The organism is Hymenobacter sp. 102 (genome assembly GCF_049949205.1).
Classification (GTDB): Bacteria; Bacteroidota; Bacteroidia; order Cytophagales; family Hymenobacteraceae; genus Hymenobacter.
Window position 1 is genome coordinate 796,907 of the sequence record NZ_CP188172.1, and the last position, 25,323, is coordinate 822,229.

Here is a 25,323-nt window from a genome sequence, read left to right on the forward strand (position 1 = left end):
GGAAGGCAAAAGTTACGGGCTGCGGAGCCGCCGTTAGCCGGAGGTGAACCCGCTTTCCGGTAAGCGAATGGGCTATAGCCAACGCCTCCAACTCGGCCTCTCTCCTACTGCCGCTACTCAAACCGCAACGACTCGATGGGGTCGAGGCCGGCGGCTTTGCTGGCCGGATAGTAGCCGGAGGCCAGCCCAACGGTTACGCAAATCACCAGGCCAATAAACATCCAGAGCCAGGGCACCACGAAGCCGGCGCTGCCCACCAGCAACGACACGCCGTTGCCCATGGCCACGCCCAACAGGATGCCCAGCGTACCGCCCATCACGCAGATGACGATGGCCTCGATGAGGAACTGCTGCCGGATTTGCAGGGAAGTTGCCCCCAGCGCCTTCCGAATACCGATTTCTCGGGTCCGCTCCGTTACCGATACCATCATGATATTCATGAGGGCAATGCTGGCCCCGAGCAGCGTGATAAAGCCCACCAGAAAGCCGCCCATCTTCATGTTGCCCGACAACGCATCCAGCTTGCCGGCCAGGGAGTCAGAGCGCTCCAGCTCGAAGCTGTCTTCCTGGCCCAGCTGGTCGCGGCGCACGGCGCGCATGATGCGGGTGGCTTCGCCGGTGAGGTAGGTGAGTTGCGTGGGGTCGGTGGTGGCGGTTTTTACGTCGTAGGTGAGGGCGCGCTGCCGGGGCAGCTGGTTGCCGGTTTCCAGCGGAATCAGCAGGAGCCGGTCGGCGCCTTTGCCGCCCATGCTGCTGCCACTTTTCTCCAACTCGCCAATTACCAGAAACCGACGACCCAGCATGTACACGTACTTGTCGAGGGGACTTTGGCCCGGGAACAGCTTCTCCTTGAGCTCGGCCCCGACAATCACCACATTAGCCCCGTTGTCGAGCTCGGCCGGCGAGAATACCCGCCCGCTGCTGAGGTTGTAGTTCTGAATCATCAGGTAGTTTTCGTCGCCGGCCACTACCTGCATGTTGGGGTTGGTTTTGATGCCGTTGGCCTTCACCTCCACGGCTCCGGCAATCTGGGCCGAAACCCCCACTTTGGCTTCTTCGGCCAGCTGCGTTTTGTACTGCCGGGTCTGCAGGTACGTGAGGGCCGGGTACTGCTTGCCCTGCACTCCCCCCCGGCGCACCCGGTTGGAATAGCCCTTGGCCTTGATTTCAAACGAATTGGCCCCCAGGCTGGCAAACGTGGAGTTCAGCGAGGCCTTCATGGCATCAATGGCCGTGAGGATGCCCACCAGCGACATGATACCAATGCTCACAATCAGGGCCGTCAGCACCGTGCGCAGCAAATTGCTCTGAATGGAACGAAACGCCTCTTTGATGTTTTCCAGCAAGTGCATAACGCGGCAGCCAACAAGGGAACGAAACCAGCCAACGCCCCCGGCTTGCGGGCCGGGCCAACAGGGGCTGGTTGCGCAAGGTAACGGGTTTTCTACGAAACTCCCATCCGGATTCGCTACCTTTAATTGCACGGATTCGGCTGAAATTTCGGCTTTCCCTGCGAATTTCGGTAGCCAGCCGGCCGTTGCGTTGGCTGAACTATCATACCGCCGTATTTGGACGTTACCTGCGCATGAATTTCCCTCGCTTCCTCCCTTTTTTGCTGGTGCTGGCGGCCCTGAGTCAGTCTCTGGCAGTTCGGGCCAACCACATTCTCATCCCGATGGATAACTCCCAGAAGGAGCACCTGAAGGCCTATGGGGCGGCGTACTGGCTGCTGGGCAAGCAGGTGGAGGTGGACTGGCTGCTTAATTACCGGGGCGGCGCTTTTGCCTGCGACGTGGCCCCCGGGGCCGAAAACGAGCTGGCTGTGCGCGGCGTTACGTACCAGGTAATTTCTGAGGCCCAGTACACCAGCATCCTCTCCGAAATAGCCGACCCCAACGCTAACATGGACGTGATGAAGCTGGAGAAGGTGCCCAAAATTGCGGTGTACACGCCTAAAGGCAAGCAACCCTGGGATGATGCCGTGACCATGGTGCTCACCTACGCCGAAATTCCCTATACCCAGATTTACGACGACGAGGTGTTGCGCGGTGACCTGCCCAAGTACGACTGGCTGCACCTGCACCACGAGGATTTTACGGGGCAATACGGCAAATTCTACGCTACCTACCGCTCCCGGCCCTGGTACCAGCAGCAACAACGCGACGCCGAAGCCGCCGCTAAGCGCAACGGCTTTACCAAAGTCAGCCAGATGAAGGGGGCCGTGGCCGTGAAAATGCAGGAATTCATTGCCGGTGGGGGCTTCCTATTTGCCATGTGCTCCGCCACCGACTCCTACGATATTGCCCTGGCCGGGCTGGGCGTGGATATGGTGGAAAGCATGTACGACGGGGACCCCGCCGACCAGCAGGCTCAGTCCAAGCTTAATTTCAACCGCACGCTGGCCTTTCAGAACTTCCAGCTGCGCATGAACCCGTTTGAGTACGAGTACAGTAACATCGACATGGACCCGCGCGAACGGGGCGTGTACGAGGACAACGACTACTTCCAGCTGTTCAACTTTTCGGCCAAGTACGACCCGGTGCCCACTATGCTCACCCAAAACCACGAGCGGACTGTGAAAGGCTTCATGGGCCAGACCACTGCCTTCCGCAAGCAACTGGTGAAGCCCGACGTGGTTGTAATGGGCGAAAACAAAGCTTCCGGCGAGGTGCGGTACATGCATGGCACCCTGGCTAAAGGCACCTGGACCTTTTATGGCGGCCACGACCCCGAGGACTACCAGCACCTCGTGGAGGAAGAGCCTACCGACCTGAGCCTGCACCCTAACTCTCCCGGTTACCGCCTCATTCTCAACAACATTCTGTTCCCGGCGGCCAAGAAAAAGAAGCAGAAAACCTAACAGTACGGCTCCGGAAGTACTACTCTGCCACCCACGCCGGCTCGCACTGCTTTACGTGGACCAGCGTGCATTTTATTACCGCAGAAGCATCCGCGGCGGGAGTAGCTACGTTGTTAGACTACCACCTTTCCCCGCTGCCATGTCAACTTCCACGCCGGCCAACTACGGTTACTCCAACCACCAGCACGATATCCGCACGGCGAATCCCCTGCCCCGGGCCGTGTTGCGCGCTAATAACTACCTGCTGCTGGACGGGGAGTGGAAGTTTGCCCTAGACACGCACGATGTTGGCCTGCAGGACTCCTGGCACCTCTCCCATACCTACGACAGCACCGCCAGCTGGCCCGGCTCGGTAGAGGAGCACCTGCGCCTGGCCCGGCCCGACTCCCCCGGTTGGCACGATAAGGTGGTGGTCTGGTATGAGCGGCTGTTTGAACTGCCTGAGCGCGACGCGGATGATGCCCACTCGTTGTTTCAACTTACTTTCGGGGCCTGTGGCTACGAAACGCAGGTGTGGCTCAATGGCTTCCAGCTTTCTACTATCGAAGGTGAAGCCATTCACTATGGCGAGTACACTTCTTTCTCCTTTGAGCTGCGCGAGGAGCACCTGCGGCCCGTAAATCGCCTCACGGTGCGCATCGTGGATACTATGGACGCCGAAACGCCCCGGGGCAAGCAGGAGTCGCACGTGTACAAGCGGGGCGGCATCTGGTACCAGACTTATACCGGGGCTGTGCGCAGCGTGTGGCTGGAGATGGTGGAGCGCAACCGCCTCCGCTCCCGCGTGGGGGTTGACAGCGTGATTGAAGACCGGATGGTACGCTTCAACCTCACCACCCGCATCCACGACCCCGGGCACTACACGCTGCGCCTGCAGGTGTTCGACCCAACGACTACCTCCGGCCAGCCCTTGGCTACTGCCGATTTTCCGTTGCGCCTGGAAGTAGGCCAACGGCAGCAACGGGTAGTGATGGAAGTACCCGGAGCCCGCCTCTGGGCCCCGGGTGCCCCCAACCTGTACCGGCTGGTGGCTCATCTGATTGACGAAAACGGCTACTCAGCCCAAATCGAAACCCATTTCGGTCTGCGCAAAATAGAGTCCCGGGGTACCTACGTGTATCTGAACAACGAGCCGACGTACCTGGATGGCATTCTGTACCAGCCTGGTACGGCCACTTTCGAAGAAATGCAGCGCCACATGCACGCCATGCAGGCCTTGGGCTGTAACCTGGTGCGCGTGCACATTGCCGGCGTCGACCCGCGCATCTACGCGTTAGCCGACGAGCTGGGACTATTGTTGTGGGTGGAAGTGCCCAGCCCCCACTCCAGCACCCCGCGCAGCCGCGAAAATCACCGGGCCGAGCTGCTGCGCATGCTGGCCCTGATGGAGTCGCACCCGTCAGTGGTTATCTGGAGCCTGTACAATGAGGATTGGGGCGCTCAGGACATTGCCACCAACCCCGACACCCGCCGCTACATTGTGGATATGTACCACTACCTGCACATCCAGCACCCACAGTTCCTGGTGGTGGATAACGACGGATGGCAGCATATTTCGCAGGAAGGCCGGCTGAAGTCGGACCTGCTCACGGCCCATATTTACACGCCCGAGCTGACCCGTTGGACGGAATTGCTGGACCGCATGGTGCAGGGCGACCTGAATAACGTGGCCGTACTGCCGCTGGTAATCGGGGACCCGTTCTTCTATGGCCGGCAAAAACCCCTGATTGTGAGTGAATGGGGCGGTTTCGGATTTGCTGATTACGGCGGCCCCCAAAGCTCGGAGGAGCGCACGGAGCGCATCCGGCAGTTCAAGCAGGAAATGCGCAAGCGCCCCATTGCCGGCGACGTATACACGCAGGCAACCAACATTGAGGATGAGCGCAACGGCCTGATTGACCCGCACACCGGCGAGTTGTCGGTGCCGACGGGCCTGCTTGCCTCCCACGCCCCGGCTCTGCCACTACAACAGCCAGACTATCCACCTGCTATTTAGACAGGTGCAGTATTTTCTGAACCGTCGGAGGCAGGTCGGAGGTTTTTTCAGGGTCCATGGGCAGCACTACGTCCACCAGCACCGGCTGGCCTTTAGCGGCACCGAATACAATCAGCTCGTAGGCCATGCCCCCGGCCTCAGTCGGGTAGCTTAGCCGGACTCCCTGTACCATAGGGCCGCCCAGAATGCTGCATTCCAGCGGCTGTTTTTCCGTGCCTTTGTGCTTTTTTTCCGCCTGTTTAATGAACTGCTGCGGATACGTTTTCATCAGGCTGAAATCCAGATACATCCAGTTGAGCTGGTAGTTTCCGCAAGTCAGCGCGTACTTTGATTCGGGCGTGCAGCCCCCTTCTACTGGCAACTCAACCCCGCAGAAATTCATGGTTGCTGGCGCCACTTCGGCCGGGGCCTGCGCTTGAGCACCGCACGACAATCCAAACAGCACAATAAGTAGCAGAAGTACAGTCTGTTTCATAAGGGTAAAATACAGCAGGAATGACCAAAGTATAAAATTCTATGGATATACTACAAATTATATTCAAACAATTCTATACTCGTCGGTTTTGCTACTTAGTGCATCCGGTCGTCGCGCACGGGCAGGCTGGTTACAATTTCGCCCTCAATTTTCAGCAGTTCCTGCAGGCGGTCATCTACCTCGCGGGGGTCACAGTATTCCTTGGCTAGGTCCACGTAGCTCACGAAGTGGCCGGCCTCGGAGGCCATCAGCTCGTAGTAAAACTGGCTGAGCTCGGGGTCAGGAATGTGCTTCCACAAAAGCTTGAACCGCTCGCAGCTACGGGCCTCTATCAGAGCACTTACCAGCAGCTGGTCCATTAGCTGCCGCTCACGGGCTCCGCCCTTGCGCACGTGGGCCATCAGCTGCACCACGTACTCGTCGCGGCGGGGCCGGCCCAGCTCGTGGCCCCGCTTGCGCAGTTCCTGCAGCACCCGGGCAAAATGCTCCCATTCTTCGGCTACCAGGGCCGTCAGCTCTTCTACCAGCCGGGTTTTCTCGGGGTACTTCACAATCAGCGAAATGCCGGTGCTGGCTGCTTTCTGCTCGCAGTAGGCATGATCCACCAGAATGTCCACGATGTTTTTGCTGGCAATATCCACCCACCGCGGGTCAGAGTTCAGCTTAAGCTTAAGAATGGTTTTTTCTTTCATGAAGGCAACGGTGAAGTGGTAAAAAAATGAAATTATGACGCTGCAAACGGCTTACCATCTGCTCATTACCAGGCCAGAATTCCGCTCTTTCACCACTTTACAAATTAATTAAAGAACTGCCAGCGCAGGCCAAACTCAAAGCGGCGGGGCAGCGCGGCGTAGTACGGCGTGGCGAAATAGCCGGGCTGGGGCAGAAACTGGTTTACGTAGGCCATTTTCAGAAAAATGCCCACCGTGCGGATGTCGCCGCTCAGGAACACATCCACCACCGGCGTATTACGAATGGTGAAGCGGTCCTGCACGTAAAACTGCTGGGTACTGGGGCTGTAGTCGTAGGCCTTCCAGCGCGACTGGAAGTAGCCTTGTACACCCACCTGGCCCAGCAGCGCCTTTTTAAACAGGTAGCCCTCGTAATACACCCGCGACTCGGCCACCACGGCCGGAATGCGCAGGCCGGGGTTATCGGCACCCGCCCCAATAGTGTAGGTTGCCTGGTTGTCGGCCACAAACTTGCCCCAGTTCAGGCGGTAGCGGGCCATGAAGGTGGTAAGCTGCCGGGCCGTGCCCAACTGCTGGGGCGCGCCAAACTGCCCGCCGGGCGCATTGGCCGTGTAATACACCAAGTTCTGGATATTGGCCACGGTGCCCACGGCTTCCAGGTAGTGAATGCCCAGCTGCCGGGCCGCCCGCACGCGCAGCTGCTGCACCTGCGTGTTCTCGAACGGGTCGGTGCTGCCGGCGGTATGGTCCCAGCTATAGTGGTTGCCCTCGAAGCGCAGTTGCGTGAGCGTGGGGGCGTAGCTGCTGAGCAGTACCTCTCCGCTGATGGGCCCCAGCCGGGCGGCGCCCCGCAGCCAGTATTCCGTACTGCCCAATTCGGAGAATTTTGCCGTAGGCCGAATTTCGCCGGCGGTTTCGATGGCAAACTGCCGGTACTGGAAGGCGGCCGTGCCGCCCACGAACAGCTGGGTGGTATCAACGGGCTGCAGCTTTTTCAGCGCGGGCTGGGCGGGCAGGTCGGAGCGGCTGCGGGTATCCAGGCTCGCGTTGCGCAGGCGGGCATACAGGCGGTACTCTACAGCCCGGGTGTTACCCATGAAGCCCGCCGTGTTTTCCAGCTGCCGGAACTCGGCCCGGTCGTCGGTTTGCACGGTGCTGCGCCGGATCAGCGGGTAAAAGCGTACTATTCCGTTAGTGCTGGAAAGGGCCTCGTCGGTGTACTTGTTGAGCTGGCGGCGGTAATCAATGATATGGTAGGCCGTGAGGCCCCGGCCTAGCAGCCGGTACGTGTGGGCCAGCCGCAGTTCGTCCCGGTCCTCGTAATTGATGGCTTTGGTCAGGTTGACAACCTCGCGCTGATATTCAAATAGTTGAGAGAGAATTACATCCCCATGCTCATCGAAGTCACTGGGCGCGGCAGGATTGTTTGTCACCAATTGAGGCTGAATTCCCCCCTGCTCCACGGCCTTATGGCGGGAGGTATTGAAGTTGGCCATGGCGTGGTAACGACCATCGGGGGAGTCGTAGCGCACGAAGAACAGGAAGTTGCTGTGCTCTACCTGTCCGGTTTTGGTGTTGGTAACGGCCACCGCTTTATTGGACCCAAACCGCTCGTAGGCAAAGCCCGCGTTGAAGTGCTTTTTCAGGCTGCGGGCATACGACAGCTCAAAAATCTGCTCGTAGGGGTTGCCCTGGTGAAAGCGGAAAAACGTGTAGGGCGAGCGGGTATCGTAGTACGGAATATCGGCCGAGTTGCGGGCGTATTTATCGAATACGTTGCGGCCCAGGCGGGCCCCCAGCTCCAGATTCGGCTCCCACAAAAGCCGCCGCGAGGCCGTGCCGAAGTTACCCAGATCCTGCTGAAACGTGGTATCGTGGGCCCAGTAACGCTGCTGCGGCAGGCGCGTGAGGGTCGTATCAATCACCTGGCCCAGCGTGTCTTCGCGCAACAAGTCCCGCTCCTTCAGAATGAAGGTGGTATGCGCTCCGTAGCGGACCTTGGTAGAGTCGTCGAGCACCTGGGCGTGGCTCATGGCAGGCAGCAGGCCGGCCCCGAGCAGCGCCGCCACGGGCAGTACCCGGCGCACCCGGCAGCGCACCCGCCCCGGGCGCTTGGCAGAAGCGGCCACGGCGAAAAAAAAGGAAGTCGGCAGTGAGTCAGACAGCAACGTGGGGCGGAAAATAAGCGGTGAGCAGCTCCGTGAGCCGGGCAGCGCCGTCGGCCAGGAAGTGAACGTCAATAGGAATGTAAAATACGGGCAAATTGCGCACACTTGCAGCCAAATGCGGTTCCAGCAGGCGCGCGGCGTCCTTCTGCGTGGTCAGAACGCACTGGCCCGGCTGTAATTGCGCAGCCAGCGCCTGCAGGTCGGCCGGCGTGAAGGCGTGGTGGTCGGCGAAGCGGGCATGGTGCCGGATGCGGTAGCCAGCTTCCGCCAGATACTCCACCAGCGGCCCGGGCTGGGCAATACCCGTCAGCAGCACCACTTCCGGCCCGGGCTGGGTACTGGCGCCGGTGCCGGGCACCGCCACCGGCGCTCCGTAAGCATACCCCGAAAACAGCACCGGCACGTCGGGCCGGGCGTAGCGCCGGATGTGCCCAGTAATCTGCTGCTGCTCGGCGGCCGGCAGTTGCAGCGGGCATTTGGTTACAATAATCACATCGGCGCGGCGGGCCCCGGCGCGGCTCTCGCGCAGGCGGCCGGCGGGCAGCACCCAGTCCTCGTAAAATGGCCGCTGCTGCTCGGTGAGCAGGATGTTGCAGGCCGGGCGCACGCGGCGGTGCTGGTAGGCATCGTCGAGTACCACGGCCGTAAGGCCGGGCACCTGATGAAGCAGCTGCCGGATGCCGGCCACGCGGTCTTCGCACACGGCCACCGGTACCCGCCCGGCAAAGTGCTGATACTGCTGCAGCGGCTCGTCGCCCACGGTAGCGGCCGTGTCGGCGGGGCCGGCGAGGCGGTAGCCGCGGGTGCGGCGGCCGTAACCCCGGCTTAGCAGCGCCGGCCGCTGCCCTTGTTGCCGCAGCCACTGCACCAGCCAGGCCACGTGGGGCGTTTTGCCGGTGCCGCCCACCCGCAGGTTCCCCACGTTCAGCACGGGCACTTCCGGGAAGGCCGTCTGCGGCTTCCAGCCTTGCTCGTACAGCCAGTTGCGCCCGGCCAGTACGGCCGCGTACAGCCAGCTCAGGGGCAGCAGCAGGTAGGAAAGCAGGTGGGGCATAGCACAGGCAAAGGTAACGGTTGCCCCGCGCCGAATGGCATGTGCCTGCCACCCCACCCTTCCACCGCCAACTGCCGTAAAGCCGTCTATGCCCTTCGCCGACCGCCTGCTTCGCTTCCTCACCCAGTTTCCGCTGCCGCCCGCGTTGCCCGAGGGCGTGGAGGCCGTTAGTCCCTACCAGCAGCCGGGGCCGCGGGAGCTGCTCACGCAGTTTGCCCGGCTCTACTACCGCGGCGAGCAGCCCCGGGTGGCCTTACTGGGTATCAACCCCGGCCGCCTGGGCAACGGCCGCACCGGCGTGGCCTTCACCGACCCCGCCACCCTCTCCGACTGGGGCATCCCGAACGAGTTGCCGCGCCGCCGGGAGCCCTCCAGCGAGTTTGTGCAGCAGGTCATTCTGGCGTTGGGCGGCCCGGCGGCTTTTTACGAGCGGTTTTTCCTGGGCTCCCTTTACCCGCTGGTGCTGCTGAAAGACGGCCGCAACTATAATTTCTACGACTCGCCAGCGGTAACCGACGCGCTGTGGCCCGGCATCCGGGCCTCGCTGCAACAGCAGGTAACGGAAGTGGGGCTGGCCCGGCAGGCAGTGGTGTGCCTGGGCCGCCGCAACGCCCAGTACCTGCAACGACTGAACGAGGAGCTACAGCTGTTTAACCAGATTCACGTGCTCGACCATCCGCGGTTTTTGATGCAGTACAAACGCCGAAATCTGGCAGAAAACGTGGCCCGTTACGTGGAAGTGTTAATGGAATGTGAGCGAATGGGTTGAAATGGGAGCAATATGTCCGGAACCGTTGGGAAGCCGCCTGGTGCGCGTTTCTCCGTTTGCCATTCCTATGCATATCCATTCATTTTGCTCACATTTACCCCATTCCCCGGATTTCTCACCTTACCCAAACATGCCCAAGCTCCTCGACCTGATGCGGGTGCTGGAACAGGCCGCCCCGCCAGCCTACCAGGAAAGCTACGACAACGCCGGCCTGCAGTGCGGCGACCCGCAACTGGAAGTGCGCGGCGTGCTCATTGCCCTCGACTGCACCCCCGCCGTGGTGGACGAGGCCCTGCGCCGGGGCTGCAACGTGGTGGTGGCCCATCACCCGCTCATCTTTAAACCCCTCAAGCGCCTCACCGGGGCCAACGAGGTGGAGCAGACCCTGCTCAAAGCCATCCGCCATGATGTGGCCATCTACGCCGCCCACACCAACCTGGATAACGTGCGGCACGGCGTCAACCGCAAGCTGGCCGAGAAGCTGGGCCTGCAGAACCTGCGCATCCTCGACCCCAAGCCCGGGCTGCTGGGCAAGCTCATTACCTACGTGCCCCCCACCCACACCGAGGCCGTGCTGCAGGCCCTGTACGCGGCCGGCGCGGGCCAGATTGGGCAGTATGCGGAGTGCAGCTTCCGCTCGGAGGGCACCTTCACCTTTACCCCGGGCCCGGAAACAAACCCGTTCAGCGGCCAGCGCGGCCAGCCCCACACCGGCTCCGAGGACCGCGTAGAAGTGCTGCTGCCCCTGCACCTGCAGGCCGCCGCCCTGCGCGCCCTGCGCCAGGCCCACCCCTACGAGGAAGTGGCCTACGAGCTGATCAAGCTGGAAAACCTGCACCAGGAGGTGGGCTCCGGCATGGTGGGTGAGCTGCCCGAGCCCCTGATGCCCGCCGAGTTTCGGCAGCGGCTGCGCGCGGCGTTGGGCGTGCCCGTGGTCAAGCACACCGAGTTCGGGGAGCCCATCCGCACGGTGGCGCTGTGCGGCGGGGCAGGCAGCTTTCTGATTGGCAAGGCCCGCGCCGCCGGGGCCCAGGCCTACGTCACCGGCGACCTGAAATACCACGAATACTTCCTGCCCGAAGGCCGCCTGATGCTCTGCGACGTAGGGCATTTTGAGAGTGAGCAGTTCACCGGCGAAATCTTCCGGGATTTGCTTATGGGCAACTTTGGAAGTACTTTTGCGCTCTTGATTGCAGAGACCCTCACCAACCCAGTCCGTTATGATTTCTAATCCGTCCGCGGAAATTCCGGTAGCCAGCAAGCTGGAAGCCCTTCTGAACCTGCAGCGCATCGATTCGCAGCTCGACGAAATCCGGCGCGTGCGCGGCGACCTGCCCGAAGAAGTGCAGGACTTGGAGGACGAAATTGCGGGCTATGAGGTGCGCGTGAGCAAGTTCGACGAAGAAATTGCCGGCCTCAACGACCAGATTAAACAGCGCAAGCAGAACGCCAAGGACGCCGACGGCCTGATTAAGCGCTACGAAGACCAGCAAACCAACGTCCGCAATAACCGCGAGTACGAGGCCATTGCCAAGGAAATTGAGCTCCAGAAGCTGGAAATCCAGATTTCGGAGAAGAAAATCAAAGAAGCTCAGTACCAGATTGAGCTGAAAAACCAGGAAATCAGCGGCACCAAGCAGAAGCTGGACGAGCGGAAGAAAGACCTCGACAACAAGAAGTCGGAGCTGGAAACCATCGTGGGCGAAAGCGAAGCCGATGAGAAAAAGCTCATGGATGAGCGCGCCGAAGCCGTGAAGCCAGTGGAGGAGCGCCTGCTGATGGCCTACACCCGCATCCGCGGCAACGTGCGCAACGGACTGGCCGTGGTAACGGTGAAGCGCGACGCCTGCGGCGGCTGCTTCAACACCGTACCGCCCCAGCGCCAGGCCGACATCATCGCCCACAAGAAAATCATCGTGTGCGAGCACTGCGGCCGCGTACTGGCCGACGTAGAGGCCCGCAACGCCTAAGCTATTTTGCGTCTTTAAGAGAAGAACGGCCTTGTTTCGGGGCCGTTCTTTTTTTGTTTTTATGAGTTTTCTCGCAGTGGTTCGCAGGGGAATGCGCAGTGGTTCGCAGTGGCTGTTGTGGCTGCTGCTGTACACCCTTGTGCCCGGCCGTTGCTTTGGCGAGCCCCCGCGCGATACGCTCACCCCCACCCAGGCCAAAGCCTACGCCGAAGTGCTGAACATGCGCCCCGCCGCGGCCCGGGCCCTGCTCAACGGCTCCGACGCCGGCACGCTGCTGGTGCAGGACTGCCTCGGCATCACGGAGCTGCTCATCAGTCAGGATGCCAGCCGGTACGCGGCCACCGTGCAGGCCCAGGACCAACGGCTGAAGCAGCTGCAGCAGCTGCCCGCCGGGGCCCTGCCGGCCTACACCGCCGCTGAAATCCGGCTGCACCAGGCCGCCGCGCAGGTGGTATTCGGGCACGAGGTGCAGGGGGCCTGGAGTTTGCGCCAGAGCTACCTGGCCATGCAGCAGGTGGTGCGCCGCTACCCGCAGTACCTGCCGGCCCGCAAAACGCTGGGCATGCTGCAGTTTTTCATTGGCTCGTTGCCCGAGTCGTACCGCTGGTTTCTGAAGCTGCTGGGGCTGCCGGGGTCCGTGGAAGCCGGCTTGCACAACCTGCGCCGGGCGGCCGCCGAGCCCAACGACTTCCAGCTGGAAAGCCGGCTGATTCTGGCTTTGCTGGAGGAAACCTACTACAAAAAGCCCGAGGCAGCCCTTACGCTCATGGGCACGCTGCAGCGCCAGCAGCCCCGCAGCCAGCTCCTGAGCTACCTGCTCATCAGCCAGCTCAAGAAGCAGCACCGCACCGACGAGGCCCTGGCCGCCTACCGCACCCGGCCCACCGGCCCCGAGTACCTGCCGCTGCCCTACCTGCACCACATGGCTGCCGATTTGCTGCTCTACCAGGGCCAGTACGCGGCTTCGCAGCACGAGAACCTCTTGTTTCTGCAGCAGTACCCGGGCCAGCACTACCGCAAGGATGCCTGGTTCAAGCTGTATCTGGCGGCGTGGCTGGGCGGCAACCCGGCCGCGGCCGATAAGTACCGCCGACAGATTGGTGCGGGCGGCCGCACGGTGCTGGAGGAAGACACCTACGCCCAACGGTTTCTGGAGGATAGGCAGCCGCTGAACCCGGTGCTTACCCGGGCCCGCCTGCAGATTGACGGCGGCTACTACCGCCCGGCCCTGGCCACCCTCGACGGCTTCGAGCCCACCGCCACCACGCCCCTGCGCGACCGGCTGGAGGAGCCCTACCGCCGCGCCCGGGCCCTGCACCTGCTCGGCCGCCCCGACTCGGCCCGGCCCTACTACGCCCGCACCATTGCCCTGGCCGGCACGGCATCCTACTATTTCGCGCCCCAGTCGGCGCTGCAGCTCGGCTACCTGTACCAGGCCGAGGGCCAGGCCGCCACCGCCCGCGCCTACTTCCGCAAAGCCCTGAGCTACCCCCGCCACGAGTACAAGAACAGCACCGACACCAAAGCCAAACTGGCGCTGAAGGAGCTGGGCGAGTGAGGCTGCTGAGAGCAGGATATAGAACGTCATTCCGAGCGAAGCCGAGGAATCTCGCGTGCTGACGTTGCAATGCTATTCAGACGTCAGCCGAGCGAGATGCTTCGGCTCCGGCTCTGTACGACGGCCTTTCTAGTACGCGGTCCACCGGTCCTCGTCAAAGCAAGTTGGCCGTTCGGTCCCGTACCTTTGCCCTGTGCTTTCCGTTCCGCTTTCGTCCCTCCCGCCCGACTTCCGCGCCCGCGCTCTGCGCTGGGCCGCGCAGTTTCCGCATTGCGCCTACCTGGAATCCAACGACCTGGCCTATCCCGAAGGCCCTTTCCGGCGGCTGCTGGGCGTAGCCGAGGACGCCCCCGGCGCGCCCCGCTCCCTCACTGAGCTGAGCTCCTGGCTGGCAGCTACCGATGGAGCCGCCCCCCGGCTGGGGTTTGTCACCTACGACGTTAAAAACGAACTAGAGGACCTGCGCAGCGCCAACCCCTCGGGCCTCGCCTGGCCGGCGCTGCACTTCTTCCAGCCCCACACCTGGCTGCACTGGCGCGCCGACCACCTCGAAATCCACGGCCGCACCGCTGGGGTGCTGGCGGCTATTCTGGCCATGGCGGTGCCGACGCTGCCGCCCCCCGCGGTGCCAATCTTCACCCCACGGATGCCCAAGGCAGAATACCTGACGGCAGTGCAGGCCGTGCGCGAGGATATTTTGAATGGGGAGGTGTACGAGCTGAACCTATGCCAGGAGTTCTACGCCGAAAACGTGCGGATTGACCCGGTAGACGTGTTTCTGCGGCTGAATGCGGCCTCACCGGCCCCGTTTGCGGGCTTCGTGCGGCACCACCACCACTACCTGCTGTGCGCCTCGCCCGAGCGGTTTCTGGCCCGGCAGCAGGCGCGGCTGGTGTCGCAGCCCATCAAGGGCACCATCCGCCGCGGCGCTACGCCGCCGGAGGACGAGCAGCAGCGCCAGACGCTGCTGCACGACGAAAAGGAACGGGCCGAAAACCTGATGATTGTGGACCTGGTGCGCAACGACTTGGCCCGCGTGGCCCGCACCGGCTCGGTGCAGGTGCCCGAGCTGTTCGGGCTCTACCCGTTCCGCCACGTGTGGCAGATGATTTCGACGGTTACGGCCGAGGCGCGCCCGGAAATCGGCCTCGCCGACGTGCTGCGCGCCGCCTTCCCGATGGGCTCGATGACGGGCGCGCCGAAAATCCGGGCCATGCAGCTGATTGAGCACTACGAGCGGGCCCGCCGCGGCCTCTACAGCGGCAGCATCGGCTACGTGGACCCCGACGGCGGCTTCGATTTCAACGTGGTCATCCGCAGCCTGCAGTACCGCCAGGATACCGGCCACCTCAGCTTCCAGGTCGGCTCGGCCATCACCTACGACTCCGACCCCGAGCGGGAGTACGCCGAATGCCTCCTCAAAGCCCGGGCAATCCTGGAAGTGCTGGACGCGGTGGTGAGGTAGGTGGTTGGGTGGTTGGGATAAGGTCCGTCATTGCGAGGAGGCACGACGAAGCAATCCGTCCTTTTCAGCGCGCCCAGCATCGACCTACTCTAAAACGGGCTGTGTATGGGGGCTTCGTTTGGGTTCAGCGTGTAGAAAAGGGGAAGGAAGGATTGCTTCGTCGTGCCTCCTCGCAATGACGGACCTTATCCCAACCACCTAACCACCCAACCACCTCCTGCCATTCTGTCATTTTCACCCGAAAAAGGCTACCTTTGCCGTTCTCTGAATTGTGATGCCGCTGCCTGTTGCAGGCCCTTTGCCATGTCCCAACCACTGATTACCCTCGATTTCCTCGATACGCCCACCCTGCCCACGCCCACCACGGAGGCCGCCACCCACGCCCACGAACCCTCGGGCGAAGTACGCGTGAACCCCAGCACCCGCACAGGCAAAAGCCGCAAGCTCTACATTGAGAGCTACGGCTGCCAGATGAACTTCTCCGACTCGGAAATCGTGTCGAGCATCCTCTTCAACGAGGGCTTCGACACCACCGACCAGCTCGATTCCGCCGACCTGGTGCTGCTCAACACCTGCTCCATCCGCGAGAAGGCCGAGCAAACCGTGCGCATGCGCCTTAAGCAGATCAACGGCCACAAAAAGCGCAACCCCGGCCTGCTGGTGGGGGTGCTGGGCTGCATGGCCGAGCGTCTGAAAAGCAAGTTTCTGGAAGAAGAAAAGCTGGTGGACCTGGTAGTGGGCCCCGACGCCTACCGCGACCTGCCCCAGCTGATTCAGCAGGTGGATGGCGGCCAGAAGGCGGTGAACGTGCTGCTGAGCCGCGAGGAAACCTACGCCGACATTACGCCGGTGCGCCTGAACTCGAACGGCATTACGGCCTTCATCAGCATCATGCGCGGCTGCGACAACATGTGCTCCTTCTGCGTGGTCCCCTTCACCCGGGGCCGGGAGCGGAGCCGCGACGCCCACAGCATTGTGCAGGAAGCCCGCGACCTGGTAGCGGCCGGCTATAAGGAAGTGACCCTGCTGGGCCAGAACGTGGACAGCTACAAGTGGGCCTCCGAGGACGGTACCGAGCAGGTGAACTTTGCCCAGCTGCTGGAACGCGTGGCACTGGTGAGCCCCGAGCTGCGGGTGCGCTTCTCCACCTCCCACCCCAAGGACATCACCGACGAGGTGCTGCACACCATGGCCCGGTACGAGAACATCTGCAAATACATTCACCTGCCGGCCCAGAGCGGCAACTCGCGGGTGCTCAAGCTGATGAACCGCACCTATGACCGGCCCTGGTACGAGGAGCGCGTGCAGGCCATCCGCCGCATCCTCGGCGACGACTGCGCCATCAGCACCGACATGATTGCCGGCTTCTGCTCCGAAACCGAGGAGGAGCATCAGGACAGTCTCTCCCTGCTCGATTTCGCCCAGTACGACATGGGCTATAACTTCTTCTATTCAGAGCGCCCCGGCACGTTGGCCGCCCGCAAGCTGGAGGATGATATTTCGCTGGAGGTGAAAAAGCGCCGCCTGCAGGAAATTATCGACCGGCAGCAGCTGCACGCCCGGGCCCGCTACGCCCGCATGGTGGGCCGCGTGCACCGCGTGCTGGTGGAAGGCCCCTCGAAGCGAAGCCAGGAGCACCTGAGCGGCCGCAACAGCCAGAACCAGGTGGTCATCTTCCCCAAAGGCACCGCCCAGAAAGGCGACTACGTGGACGTACTGGCTACCAGCACCACCGGCGCGGCCCTGATTGGGGAAATTGTGTAGTTAGTTTTTAGTTGGTGGTTTTTGGTTTTTTGCTCCCGTTCTTGACCTAGCTACTCCAATTTTCATGGAAAAGCCTCCGCAGCAGAATTATAAGGATTTGCGCGTTTGGCTACATAGTCGGGAATTGGTAAAGGAAATCTACGTCCTCACCCAGACATTCCCGGAACTAGAGAAATACGGGTTAACCAATCAGATGAGGCGGGCAGCCGTTTCGGTTCCGTCTAACATCAGCGAAGGCAGTGGTCGTCAGCATCCCAAAGACACTATCCATTTCCTTGTAATAGCGCGTGGTTCCCTTTACGAGCTGGAAACGCAATGCTACTTGGCTTTTGATCTTGCATTTATCACACAGGAGCAACTAGAGCATATTCAACAAAAAATAATCAGCAGTATTCAGTTAGTCCAAGGCTTCATTCGCTATTACCGCTCATTAGGCTGAGGTTTTCGGTAATCCTTGCCAAAAACCAAAAACCAAAAACCACCAACCCGACTTGACACCTTCCGAAATACAATCAATCAAGCAACGCTTCGGCATTATCGGCAACGCGCCGGCGCTGAACTACGCCATTCAGGTGGCGGCCCAGGTGGCGCCTACCGATATGACGGTGCTGATTACCGGCGAAAGTGGCTCCGGTAAAGAGTCGTTTTCCAAGATCATCCACGCCCTGTCGCCGCGCAAGCACGGGCAGTTCATTGCCATCAACTGCGGGGCCATTCCGGAAGGCACCATCGACTCGGAGCTGTTTGGGCACGAGAAAGGCTCGTTTACCGGGGCGCAGGAGGCCCGCAAGGGCTACTTTGAAGTAACCAACGGCGGCACCATCTTCCTGGACGAAATCGGGGAAATGCCCTTGGGCACCCAGGCCCGCCTGCTGCGCGTGCTCGAAAACGGCGAGTTTATCCGCGTGGGCTCCTCCAAAGTGCAGAAGACCGACGTGCGCGTGGTGGCCGCTACGAACGTGAATCTGCTGGATGCCGTGCGCGAAGGTCGCTTCCGCGAAGACCTGTACTACCGCCTTAACACGGTACCCATTACAGTTCCACCACTGCGTGAACGAGGCGACGATATCTACTTACTGTTCAGAAAGTTCGCCACGGATTTTGCTGATCGTTACCGGGTAAAACCCATCAGCCTCACCCCCGATGCGGTGCAGGAGCTGCAGCGTTTCCGCTTCCCCGGCAACATCCGCCAGCTCAAGAACGTGGCTGAGCAGATGTCGGTGCTGGAAACCGACCGGGAAATTGACGCCCGCGGCCTGCGCCGGTACCTGCCCCAGGAACAATCTTCGCAGCTGCCCATGCTGGTGCACGCTGCCGGCAGCGCCACCGACGGAGCCGGTAACGCCTACTCGGAGCGCGACCTGCTGTACAAAGTATTGTTCGACATGCGCCGCGACATGACGGACCTCAAAAAGCTGGTGCTGGACATGGCCGGCGGGCCCCGCTCGGCCCAGGACGCCCAGGAGCTGCTGCGCCAGAACAGCCACCTGTTCACCAACGTGCAGGTTTCGCCCTACGAGGGCCCGGCCGCCCGGCCCCTGCGCCCCGAGGTAGGCCCTTCCGAATTTATCCTGAACCCGCGCGAGCTGGCCGTGGAAGACGCCACCGACTACGAGGACGAAGACGGGCAGCGCGTGGAGGATATTTCGCACGAAACCGAGGAGGAAACGCTGAGTTTGGAGGCCAAGGAAAAGGAAATGATTATTAAAGCGTTGAAGAAGCACAATAACAAGCGTAAGTATGCTGCGCATGATTTGGGCATCTCAGAACGCACCCTCTATCGGAAACTCAAGCAATATGATCTGGAACAAGCGTAACTGGGCTTTTGGGCTGTGTCTGCTGCTACTGCTGCCGCTGTTCAGCGGCTGCGGAATCTATTCGTTTAGCGGCACCAATATTGACCCCACGGTCAAGACGATATCCATTGCCACCTTCGCCAACAACGCCAACAACGGGCCCTCGTTCCTGTCGCCGCGGTTTACGGAAGATTTCAAGGACTATTTCCAGCGTAATACCTCGCTGAAGCTGGTACCGCGCGACGGCGACTTACAGTTTGAAGGCCAGATCATTGCCTATGACTTTGCGCCGGCCGCCATCCAGAGTACCAATGGCCAGGACCAGGCTGGTGCCAACCAGCTTACCATTCAGGTGCGGGTGAAATTTACCAACACTAAGGACCCCAAACAGGACTTTGAGCAAACCCTGCAAACCACCCGGCCCTTCCCCGCCAGCCAGGATATTACCAGCATCAACAACGACCCCACGGCCCTGCGGGAGCTGTTCCGCAACCTCATTACTGATGCGTTTAATAAGTCGGTAGCCAACTGGTAGCTCCCACTATACCGGGCTAAATTCCTAAATTGGCCCCTTGGTGCCGCCCACGTCCTGCGGGCAGCCCTCCTAACGTCCTCCACTTTTCTTTCCGTGCAGCCCACTGGCCATTTCCGCCACGGCAGGCCGCTTCTAGTGTATTATTGAATGACCCGCGCGTCGCTTTTGCATATTCTGGACCACGTAGACGGCATTTCGGATACCGAAGTCCGGGAGTTGGAACAACTAGCCGCCGCGTTTCCGTACTGCCAGACGGCCCACGTGTTGCTGGCCAAAGCGGCCCACGACCGGGGTAGCATGCTGGCCAGCCAGCGCCTGCGCCGGGCTGCCACGTATGCCGCCGACCGGGAGTTGCTGCGCCAGTTGCTGGAGCAGCCCGCAGCACCTCAACCCGCTGCCACGCCCGAGACTCCACGAGCGGAATCGGCCGTTGTTGAGCCAGTTGCAGTAGCAGAGCCGGATGCTCTTCCAGAGGCTACGCCTGTACAGGAACTAGCTGCAACGCCAGATTCGCTCCCGGCAGAGGCGGCCTCTACCCCAGCTCTTTTGCCGCAGGAAGCTGCGGAGTCTGCTACTCTGACTGAAGTACCAGACGTTGAGCCTACTACCGAAGTAGTCGAGTCTCTGCCCCCCGAAACACTGCCGACGGAAGCATCGGATGCAGAGCTATTTGAAATACCGCACCCAGACTCAGTTATTACCTCTGAAGAGGCAGTCGCCGAATCAAGCCTCCCGGAGGCATCTGCCCCCGCAGCGGAGCAACAGCTGGACGAGGTAGCCTTAGCTGCTCCAGCTGAACCTTCCATCACCGAAACAGTGGTTTCTGCGGCCGCAGCGGAAGATAACGATGTACTGCCCGCCGTGGCCCCGCCCATTCGCCCCCCGGCCGACGGCGGTATTTCCCGGTTTGAGTTTGGCCTTAGTCAGCCCGCCCTTGCCGAGCCGGTTGGCTATCAGCTGCCGGGCCTGGAGGATGAGGAAGACGATGAACTACCAACGCTCAGCTTTCTGGCTACGGCACCGGCTCCGGTAGTAACCGCCCCGTTCCGCGCCGATGCCGACCTGGGGTATGCCCTCGGGGCCGGCAGCCGGCTGGGCTACGACTTGCAGGCCCACGATGCCTACACGCTGGATTTGCCCCTGGATGCTTTCTTTGAGCCGGATGCGTTGCTACTAGCCCACCTGAAAGCGCACAAGCCCAAGCCGGTTGCGTCGTCGCTGGATCTGATTAACCGCTTCCTCAAAACCCAGCCGCGCATCAAAACGCCGGCAGGTCTGCCCCTACCGGCCGAGGAACAACCCGACTTATCAGTGCGCAGCACCAGTGCGGCCCCGGCCATAGCCTCCGAAAGTCTGGCCAAAATCATGGTGCGGCAGGGTAAGAAGGATAAGGCCATCGAAATATATGAGCGCCTGATGGAGCGCCAGCCCGAAAAAAAGGCGTATTTTGCCGACCAAATACAACAACTGCAACAACCTTCGGAGTAGATGTACTACGCTCTTATTGCCCTGATTCTTCTTGTTTGCTTTCTGCTGGCCGTAGTGGTGCTGGCCCAGAACCCCAAGGGGGGCGGAATTTCCAGCCAGTTTGGCGCTGGTGGTGCAGCTCAGCTCATGGGCGTAAAACGCACCGGTGACCTATTGGAGAAGCTCACCTGGGGCTTCGCCATTGGGCTGATGGTCCTGAGCCTGGGCACCCACGTAATTGGGGGTGCTCCCACGGCCGGCCCCGCCCGCAGCATCAATCAGCGGAAAGCCCAGGAGTCGCGCCCGGCTCCTGCCCCGGCTACTCCGGCACCCGCTATGCCCGGAGCCACGGCTCCTGGTGCGGCTCCGGCTACGGCTCCCGCCCCGGCCCCGGCTACAACGCCTGCTTCGCAGCCAGCGCAGTAGGTGCATTTGCTTTTTCTCTACAAAACCGGTGGTTCCTTCGGGAGCCACCGGTTTTTGTTTGGGGCAGGCTCAACTCATCGGCCCAACCTGTTGCGCCGGAAAGCCGTAGTGCGGCGAGCCTGTCTGCCGGATTTTCTGCCAGGGCTGACAGGAAGTTGGCTTTTAGCGTCCATTCTGTCAGGTTTTGCGGGGCTGGCACAGGAAGTGTAGCACCCCAGGCACCACTCGTTTTACGTAAACCTTTCAACCAAAACGTACAATATGTCGCTTAGCATCAAACCGCTGGCTGACCGCGTAATTATCGCGCCTGCCGCCGCCGAGGAAAAAACCAAATCGGGCATCATCATCCCCGACACGGCGAAAGAAAAGCCCCAGCGTGGCGAAGTAGTAGCCGTAGGTGAAGGCAAAGTGGCCGACAATGGCACGACCATCAAGCCCCAGGTGAAAGCAGGTGACCAGGTGCTGTACGGCAAATACGCCGGTACCGAAATTACCGTGGACGGCCAGGACTACCTCATCATGAAGGAGTCGGACATTTTTGCCGTACTGTAAGGTTTCCTTTTTTCCATTCCTCTCTGATTCCAAACACCCGAACCCACGATGGCTAAGAACATCCAATTCGATACCGAAGGCCGCGACAAACTCAAGCGCGGCGTTGATAAACTGGCAAACGCCGTGAAAGTAACCCTGGGCCCCAAAGGCCGCAACGTGGTTATCGACAAGAAATTTGGTGCCCCCACTATCACTAAGGACGGGGTATCGGTTGCTAAAGAAATTGAGCTGTCGGATCCGGTTGAAAACATGGGCGCGCAGCTGGTGAAAGAAGTAGCCAGCAAAACCGCCGACCAGGCCGGTGATGGTACCACCACTGCCACCGTACTGGCCCAGGCCATCTACACGGCCGGCTCCAAAAACGTAGCCGCCGGTGCCAACCCTATGGACCTGAAGCGCGGCATCGATAAGGCGGTACAAGCCGTAGTTGCCAACCTCAAGTCGCAGTCGAAGAAGATTGAAAACTCGTCGGAAATTGCTCAGGTAGGCGCTATTTCGGCCAACAACGACATGGAAATCGGCAAAATGATTGCCGACGCCATGGACAAAGTGGGCAAAGAAGGCGTGATTACCGTGGAAGAAGCCCGTGGCACCGAAACCGAAGTAAAAACGGTGGAAGGCATGCAGTTTGACCGCGGCTACCTGTCGCCCTACTTCGTGACCAACCCCGAGAAAATGGAGGCGGAGTTCGACAACCCCTTCATCCTCATCTACGACAAGAAGGTGAGCACCATGAAGGAGCTGCTGCCCGTGCTGGAGCAGGTGGTACAAACCGGCAAACCGCTGGTTATCATCTCCGAAGACGTGGACGGCGAAGCCCTGGCTACCCTGGTAGTAAACAAACTGCGTGGCTCGCTGAAGATTGCCGCCGTGAAAGCCCCCGGCTTCGGCGACCGTCGCAAGGCCATGCTGGAAGACATTGCCGTGCTGACCGGCGGTACCGTTATCAGCGAAGAGCGTGGCTACAAGCTGGATTCGGCTACCCTGGAGTACTTGGGCACTGCCGAGAAGGTGATTATCGACAAGGATAACACCACCATCGTGAACGGTAAAGGCGAGAAAGAAACCATTACCGCCCGCGTAAACGAAATCAAAGGCCAGATTGGCACCACGACTTCAGATTACGATAAGGAGAAACTGCAGGAGCGTCTGGCCAAGCTGTCGGGTGGTGTCGCTATCCTCTACATCGGTGCTTCTACCGAAGTAGAAATGAAGGAGAAGAAAGACCGTGTGGACGATGCCCTGCACGCTACCCGCGCCGCCGTGGAAGAAGGTGTAGTACCCGGTGGCGGTGTTGCCCTGGTGCGCGCCATAGATGCTCTGGAAGCCGTTGATACCCTGAACGCCGACGAGAAAACCGGTGTGCAGATCATCCGTACGGCCATTGAGGCTCCCCTGCGCACCATCGTGGCCAACGCCGGTGGCGAAGGTTCGGTAGTAGTACAGAAAGTGCGCGAAGGCAAAGCCGACTACGGCTATAACGCCCGCGAGGACAAGTACGAAAACCTGATGGCGGCCGGAATCCTCGACCCCACCAAGGTAACGCGCCTGGCCCTGGAAAATGCCGCTTCAATTGCCGGCCTGCTCCTGACCACTGAGTGCGTGATTTCGGATGAGCCCGAGGAAGACAAAGGCCACTCGCACGCTGGCGGTGCCCCCGGCATGGGCGGCATGGGCGGCATGATGTAATAGCAGCCGTTAGCTCACAGAAAAGCCCCGCTGGATTTCGATCCGGCGGGGCTTTTTTGCTTTAGTTGAGCAGATGGCGAGCTATTTTTTGCGGATGAACTGGTTGCTGAAGCCGATAAGCGCAAGCAGCAGAACTCCGATACCACCAGTTGCCCATTTAGCGAACTGGTAGTCGGCGCAGAGGTTACGGCCCGTTACTACTGAAAAGCACGGGTCGTGGTGCGTTTCGTACTTCATACTTACCTGCACACTCACAATTCCGAGGCCGACGTACAGCAGCAACAGGCTCACAGCTACCACCAACCACGTGTGCATTCTATCCGACATATCAAGCGTTTTATAACAAAGTAAAGGTACCAGAAGGCAACCTACGCGCTGCAGACATATTCCACAAAGAAAGCCCCACTGGACGTTGGTCCGGCGGGGCTTTCTAAATGCAGATTGAATGAAGGAATCCGTCTAAATCCGTGGTTTAGCCGCGGCCGTGCATCATGGCGAACAGCTTTTTAGCAATGGCAATCAGAATCAGGCCCGCCAGAATTACGAAACCAGCAATAAGGCCGAATACCTTCAGCGCCCCGAGTTCCTCCACGTACGAGGCAATGTAGCCACCCGCAATCTGAGCTACGAAAGGCGCCAGGAACCATACCCCCATCAGCATAGAGGTGAGCGTGGGGGGCGACAGGCGCGACACCATGCTCAGTCCAATCGGAGACAGGCATAGCTCCCCAATGGTATGGAAGAAATAAGTAGCTAGCAGCCACAGAATGCTGGCCTTTACCGTTTGGTCGGCCACGTCGCCGCCGCGCTGCATTACGGCCCCTACCATGAACAGGAAGCCTACGCCCAGCAGCACCATGCCCAAACCCATTTTTACGGGAATAGACAGGTCTTTGCCCTTGCGGCTCAGGCTCATCCAGATGGCAGCCACCGGCGCGCCCAGCAATACAATGAAGCCCGGATTTACCGACTGGAACCAGGAAGTGGGAATCAGAAACCCGAATACCTCACGGTTAATGTATTTATCGGTGTAGAGCGTGAGGGAGGAGCCCGCCTGCTCAAAGCCCGCCCAGAAGAAAACCACGAACAGGGTTACAATGAAAATAACCGCCATCCGGTCGGTTTCCTCCTTGGTCAGGGGTGCCTTGGCTGCTACTGAGGACGTACCGTCGCTGTTCTGGCCTTCCGGGTACATGCCCACGTCGCCGAGGTATTTTTTTCCCAGCAGGTTAAACACCAACTGCCCAAGCATCATCCCAATACCCGCCGCCAGAAAACCGTAGCGGAAGCCATAGCTCGTCACTTTCTCCACTCCATCAACCACGGCGCGGGTGGCAAACAGGTTTTCGGCCAGGTAGCCACACACCAAGGGAGCCAAAAAGGCACCGGCGTTGATGCCCATGTAAAAAATCGTGAAAGCCGAATCCCGCAGCGGATCACCCTGCTTGTAAAGCTTACCCACGATGGTGGAAATATTGGGCTTGAAAAAGCCGTTACCCACAATCAGCAGCAGCAGCCCTAAGGCCGTGGGCCAGGGCAGCCCGAATAAAGCCGGCACAGTGGATATTTCCGGTTGCATAAATAAGGAAAGCTGTCCTAGGGCCATGGTAATACCACCGATGAGAATGGCCCGACGCTGGCCGATAAATTTATCGGCCAGCCAGCCGCCCAGAATGGGCGTCAGGTACACAAAACCCGTAAAATAGCCGTAGATCAGCGAGGCGCTAGCCTCGGAGATTCCCAGACCGCCTTCAATAGCCGTTTTGGATAAGTACAGCATCAGCAGGCCGCGCATCCCGTAGTAGCTGAACCGCTCCCACATTTCGGTGAAGAAGAGTAGGTAGAGGCCTGGCGGATGGCTTTGCCGCATGGTGGGCTGCTCCTGAACGGCAGTGGTCGTTTGCATGAAAAGGAAAAGTGAAGTGAAGAAACCCCCGCAGCTGCAACTGCAGGGCAGGTTGGTAAAGCTACAAAAGTTTCGCAACCCAACCGAAGGTGGCAGACTCCGTTCTAGCGGCTACTGACGAACATTTGTAAGCAAGAAAAAAACCTAAGCGAAAATTCGCTCTTTTTTCGGGTTTCACCGT

The 25,323-nt window shown here is 60.4% G+C and carries 22 protein-coding genes; 15 read left to right on the forward strand and 7 right to left on the reverse strand.

The features are described from left to right. Nucleotides 1-113 precede the first annotated feature (113 nt). Entirely contained in the window at nucleotides 114-1,352 is a 1,239-nt protein-coding gene (locus ACN19L_RS03505) for an ABC transporter permease (protein WP_426492162.1), read from the reverse strand. A 233-nt stretch (nucleotides 1,353-1,585) separates the two neighbouring features. Between ACN19L_RS03505 and ACN19L_RS03510 the strand changes: the two genes are divergently transcribed. Further along, nucleotides 1,586-2,860, forward strand: coding sequence for an asparagine synthetase B (locus tag ACN19L_RS03510; RefSeq protein WP_426492163.1), 1,275 nt, complete (start codon nucleotides 1,586-1,588; stop codon nucleotides 2,858-2,860). 139 nt (nucleotides 2,861-2,999) lie between these two features. Continuing rightward, the gene (locus ACN19L_RS03515; protein ID WP_426492164.1) at nucleotides 3,000-4,856 is read left to right on the forward strand and encodes a glycoside hydrolase family 2 protein; all 1,857 of its coding nucleotides are present in this window, start codon (nucleotides 3,000-3,002) and stop codon (nucleotides 4,854-4,856) included. Here ACN19L_RS03515 and ACN19L_RS03520 read toward each other — a convergent pair. The 4 genes from ACN19L_RS03520 to lpxK all read right to left on the reverse strand — a co-directional run bounded on the left by ACN19L_RS03520 (nucleotide 4,849) and on the right by lpxK (nucleotide 9,245). After that, a complete protein-coding gene (locus ACN19L_RS03520) occupies nucleotides 4,849-5,331 on the reverse strand; it encodes a hypothetical protein (protein WP_426492165.1) in 483 nt (160 codons plus the stop codon). The two genes, ACN19L_RS03515 and ACN19L_RS03520, sit on opposite strands and share 8 nt — an antisense overlap. A gap of 95 nt (nucleotides 5,332-5,426) precedes the next feature. Beyond that, nucleotides 5,427-6,023 carry a tRNA-(ms[2]io[6]A)-hydroxylase gene (locus ACN19L_RS03525; protein ID WP_426492166.1) on the reverse strand — a complete coding sequence of 199 codons (597 nt, stop codon included), beginning with the start codon at nucleotides 6,021-6,023 and terminating at the stop codon, nucleotides 5,427-5,429. Between the two features lie 104 nt (nucleotides 6,024-6,127). Next, nucleotides 6,128-8,152, reverse strand: a complete 2,025-nt coding sequence (locus ACN19L_RS03530) for a putative porin (RefSeq protein WP_426492167.1) — start codon at nucleotides 8,150-8,152, stop codon at nucleotides 6,128-6,130. 28 nt (nucleotides 8,153-8,180) lie between these two features. After that, on the reverse strand, nucleotides 8,181-9,245 hold the full coding sequence (lpxK, locus tag ACN19L_RS03535; RefSeq protein WP_426492168.1) for a tetraacyldisaccharide 4'-kinase: 1,065 nt from the start codon (nucleotides 9,243-9,245) through the stop codon (nucleotides 8,181-8,183). A gap of 88 nt (nucleotides 9,246-9,333) precedes the next feature. On the opposite strand from lpxK, the gene ACN19L_RS03540 reads away from it, so the two are divergent. From ACN19L_RS03540 to groL, 13 genes are all read left to right on the forward strand, one after another. Further along, entirely contained in the window at nucleotides 9,334-10,014 is a 681-nt protein-coding gene (locus ACN19L_RS03540; protein ID WP_426492169.1) for a uracil-DNA glycosylase family protein, read from the forward strand. 130 nt (nucleotides 10,015-10,144) lie between these two features. Beyond that, nucleotides 10,145-11,245, forward strand: a complete 1,101-nt coding sequence (locus tag ACN19L_RS03545; RefSeq protein WP_426492170.1) for a Nif3-like dinuclear metal center hexameric protein — start codon at nucleotides 10,145-10,147, stop codon at nucleotides 11,243-11,245. Beyond that, nucleotides 11,235-11,984 (forward strand): zinc ribbon domain-containing protein, encoded by a 750-nt coding sequence (locus tag ACN19L_RS03550; RefSeq protein ID WP_426492171.1) that lies wholly within the window; start codon nucleotides 11,235-11,237, stop codon nucleotides 11,982-11,984. The genes ACN19L_RS03545 and ACN19L_RS03550 overlap by 11 nt, the downstream gene beginning before the upstream one ends. Nucleotides 11,985-12,045: 61 nt before the next feature. Then, a complete protein-coding gene (locus ACN19L_RS03555; protein WP_426492172.1) occupies nucleotides 12,046-13,542 on the forward strand; it encodes a tetratricopeptide repeat protein in 1,497 nt (498 codons plus the stop codon). Between the two features lie 193 nt (nucleotides 13,543-13,735). After that, nucleotides 13,736-15,007 (forward strand): aminodeoxychorismate synthase component I, encoded by a 1,272-nt coding sequence (gene pabB, locus ACN19L_RS03560; RefSeq protein WP_426492173.1) that lies wholly within the window; start codon nucleotides 13,736-13,738, stop codon nucleotides 15,005-15,007. A gap of 303 nt (nucleotides 15,008-15,310) precedes the next feature. After that, nucleotides 15,311-16,771 carry a tRNA (N6-isopentenyl adenosine(37)-C2)-methylthiotransferase MiaB gene (gene miaB / locus ACN19L_RS03565; protein WP_426492174.1) on the forward strand — a complete coding sequence of 487 codons (1,461 nt, stop codon included), beginning with the start codon at nucleotides 15,311-15,313 and terminating at the stop codon, nucleotides 16,769-16,771. A 64-nt stretch (nucleotides 16,772-16,835) separates the two neighbouring features. Then, nucleotides 16,836-17,210: a four helix bundle protein gene (locus ACN19L_RS03570; protein WP_426492175.1), complete on the forward strand. Its 375-nt coding sequence runs from the start codon at nucleotides 16,836-16,838 to the stop codon at nucleotides 17,208-17,210. Between the two features lie 52 nt (nucleotides 17,211-17,262). After that, nucleotides 17,263-18,588 (forward strand): sigma-54 interaction domain-containing protein, encoded by a 1,326-nt coding sequence (locus ACN19L_RS03575; protein ID WP_426492176.1) that lies wholly within the window; start codon nucleotides 17,263-17,265, stop codon nucleotides 18,586-18,588. Next, complete coding sequence (locus ACN19L_RS03580; RefSeq protein WP_426492177.1) at nucleotides 18,569-19,102, forward strand: LptE family protein; 534 nt, start codon at nucleotides 18,569-18,571, stop codon at nucleotides 19,100-19,102. Before ACN19L_RS03575 ends, ACN19L_RS03580 begins: the two co-directional genes overlap by 20 nt. 147 nt (nucleotides 19,103-19,249) lie before the next feature. Then, nucleotides 19,250-20,590: a hypothetical protein gene (locus ACN19L_RS03585; RefSeq protein ID WP_426492178.1), complete on the forward strand. Its 1,341-nt coding sequence runs from the start codon at nucleotides 19,250-19,252 to the stop codon at nucleotides 20,588-20,590. Continuing rightward, on the forward strand, nucleotides 20,591-20,995 hold the full coding sequence (gene secG / locus ACN19L_RS03590) for a preprotein translocase subunit SecG (RefSeq protein WP_426492179.1): 405 nt from the start codon (nucleotides 20,591-20,593) through the stop codon (nucleotides 20,993-20,995). Nucleotides 20,996-21,256: 261 nt separating this feature from the next. Then, nucleotides 21,257-21,547 carry a co-chaperone GroES gene (gene groES / locus ACN19L_RS03595; RefSeq protein WP_045687497.1) on the forward strand — a complete coding sequence of 97 codons (291 nt, stop codon included), beginning with the start codon at nucleotides 21,257-21,259 and terminating at the stop codon, nucleotides 21,545-21,547. 48 nt (nucleotides 21,548-21,595) lie between these two features. Then, nucleotides 21,596-23,236: a chaperonin GroEL gene (gene groL / locus ACN19L_RS03600; protein WP_426492180.1), complete on the forward strand. Its 1,641-nt coding sequence runs from the start codon at nucleotides 21,596-21,598 to the stop codon at nucleotides 23,234-23,236. An 81-nt stretch (nucleotides 23,237-23,317) separates the two neighbouring features. Here groL and ACN19L_RS03605 read toward each other — a convergent pair whose 3' ends face one another. Both ACN19L_RS03605 and ACN19L_RS03610 read right to left on the reverse strand, forming a co-directional pair. Beyond that, the gene (locus ACN19L_RS03605) at nucleotides 23,318-23,563 is read right to left on the reverse strand and encodes a hypothetical protein (protein ID WP_426492181.1); all 246 of its coding nucleotides are present in this window, start codon (nucleotides 23,561-23,563) and stop codon (nucleotides 23,318-23,320) included. 145 nt (nucleotides 23,564-23,708) lie between these two features. Further along, nucleotides 23,709-25,142: a peptide MFS transporter gene (locus ACN19L_RS03610; RefSeq protein WP_426492182.1), complete on the reverse strand. Its 1,434-nt coding sequence runs from the start codon at nucleotides 25,140-25,142 to the stop codon at nucleotides 23,709-23,711. Between the last annotated feature and the right edge of the window lie 181 nt (nucleotides 25,143-25,323).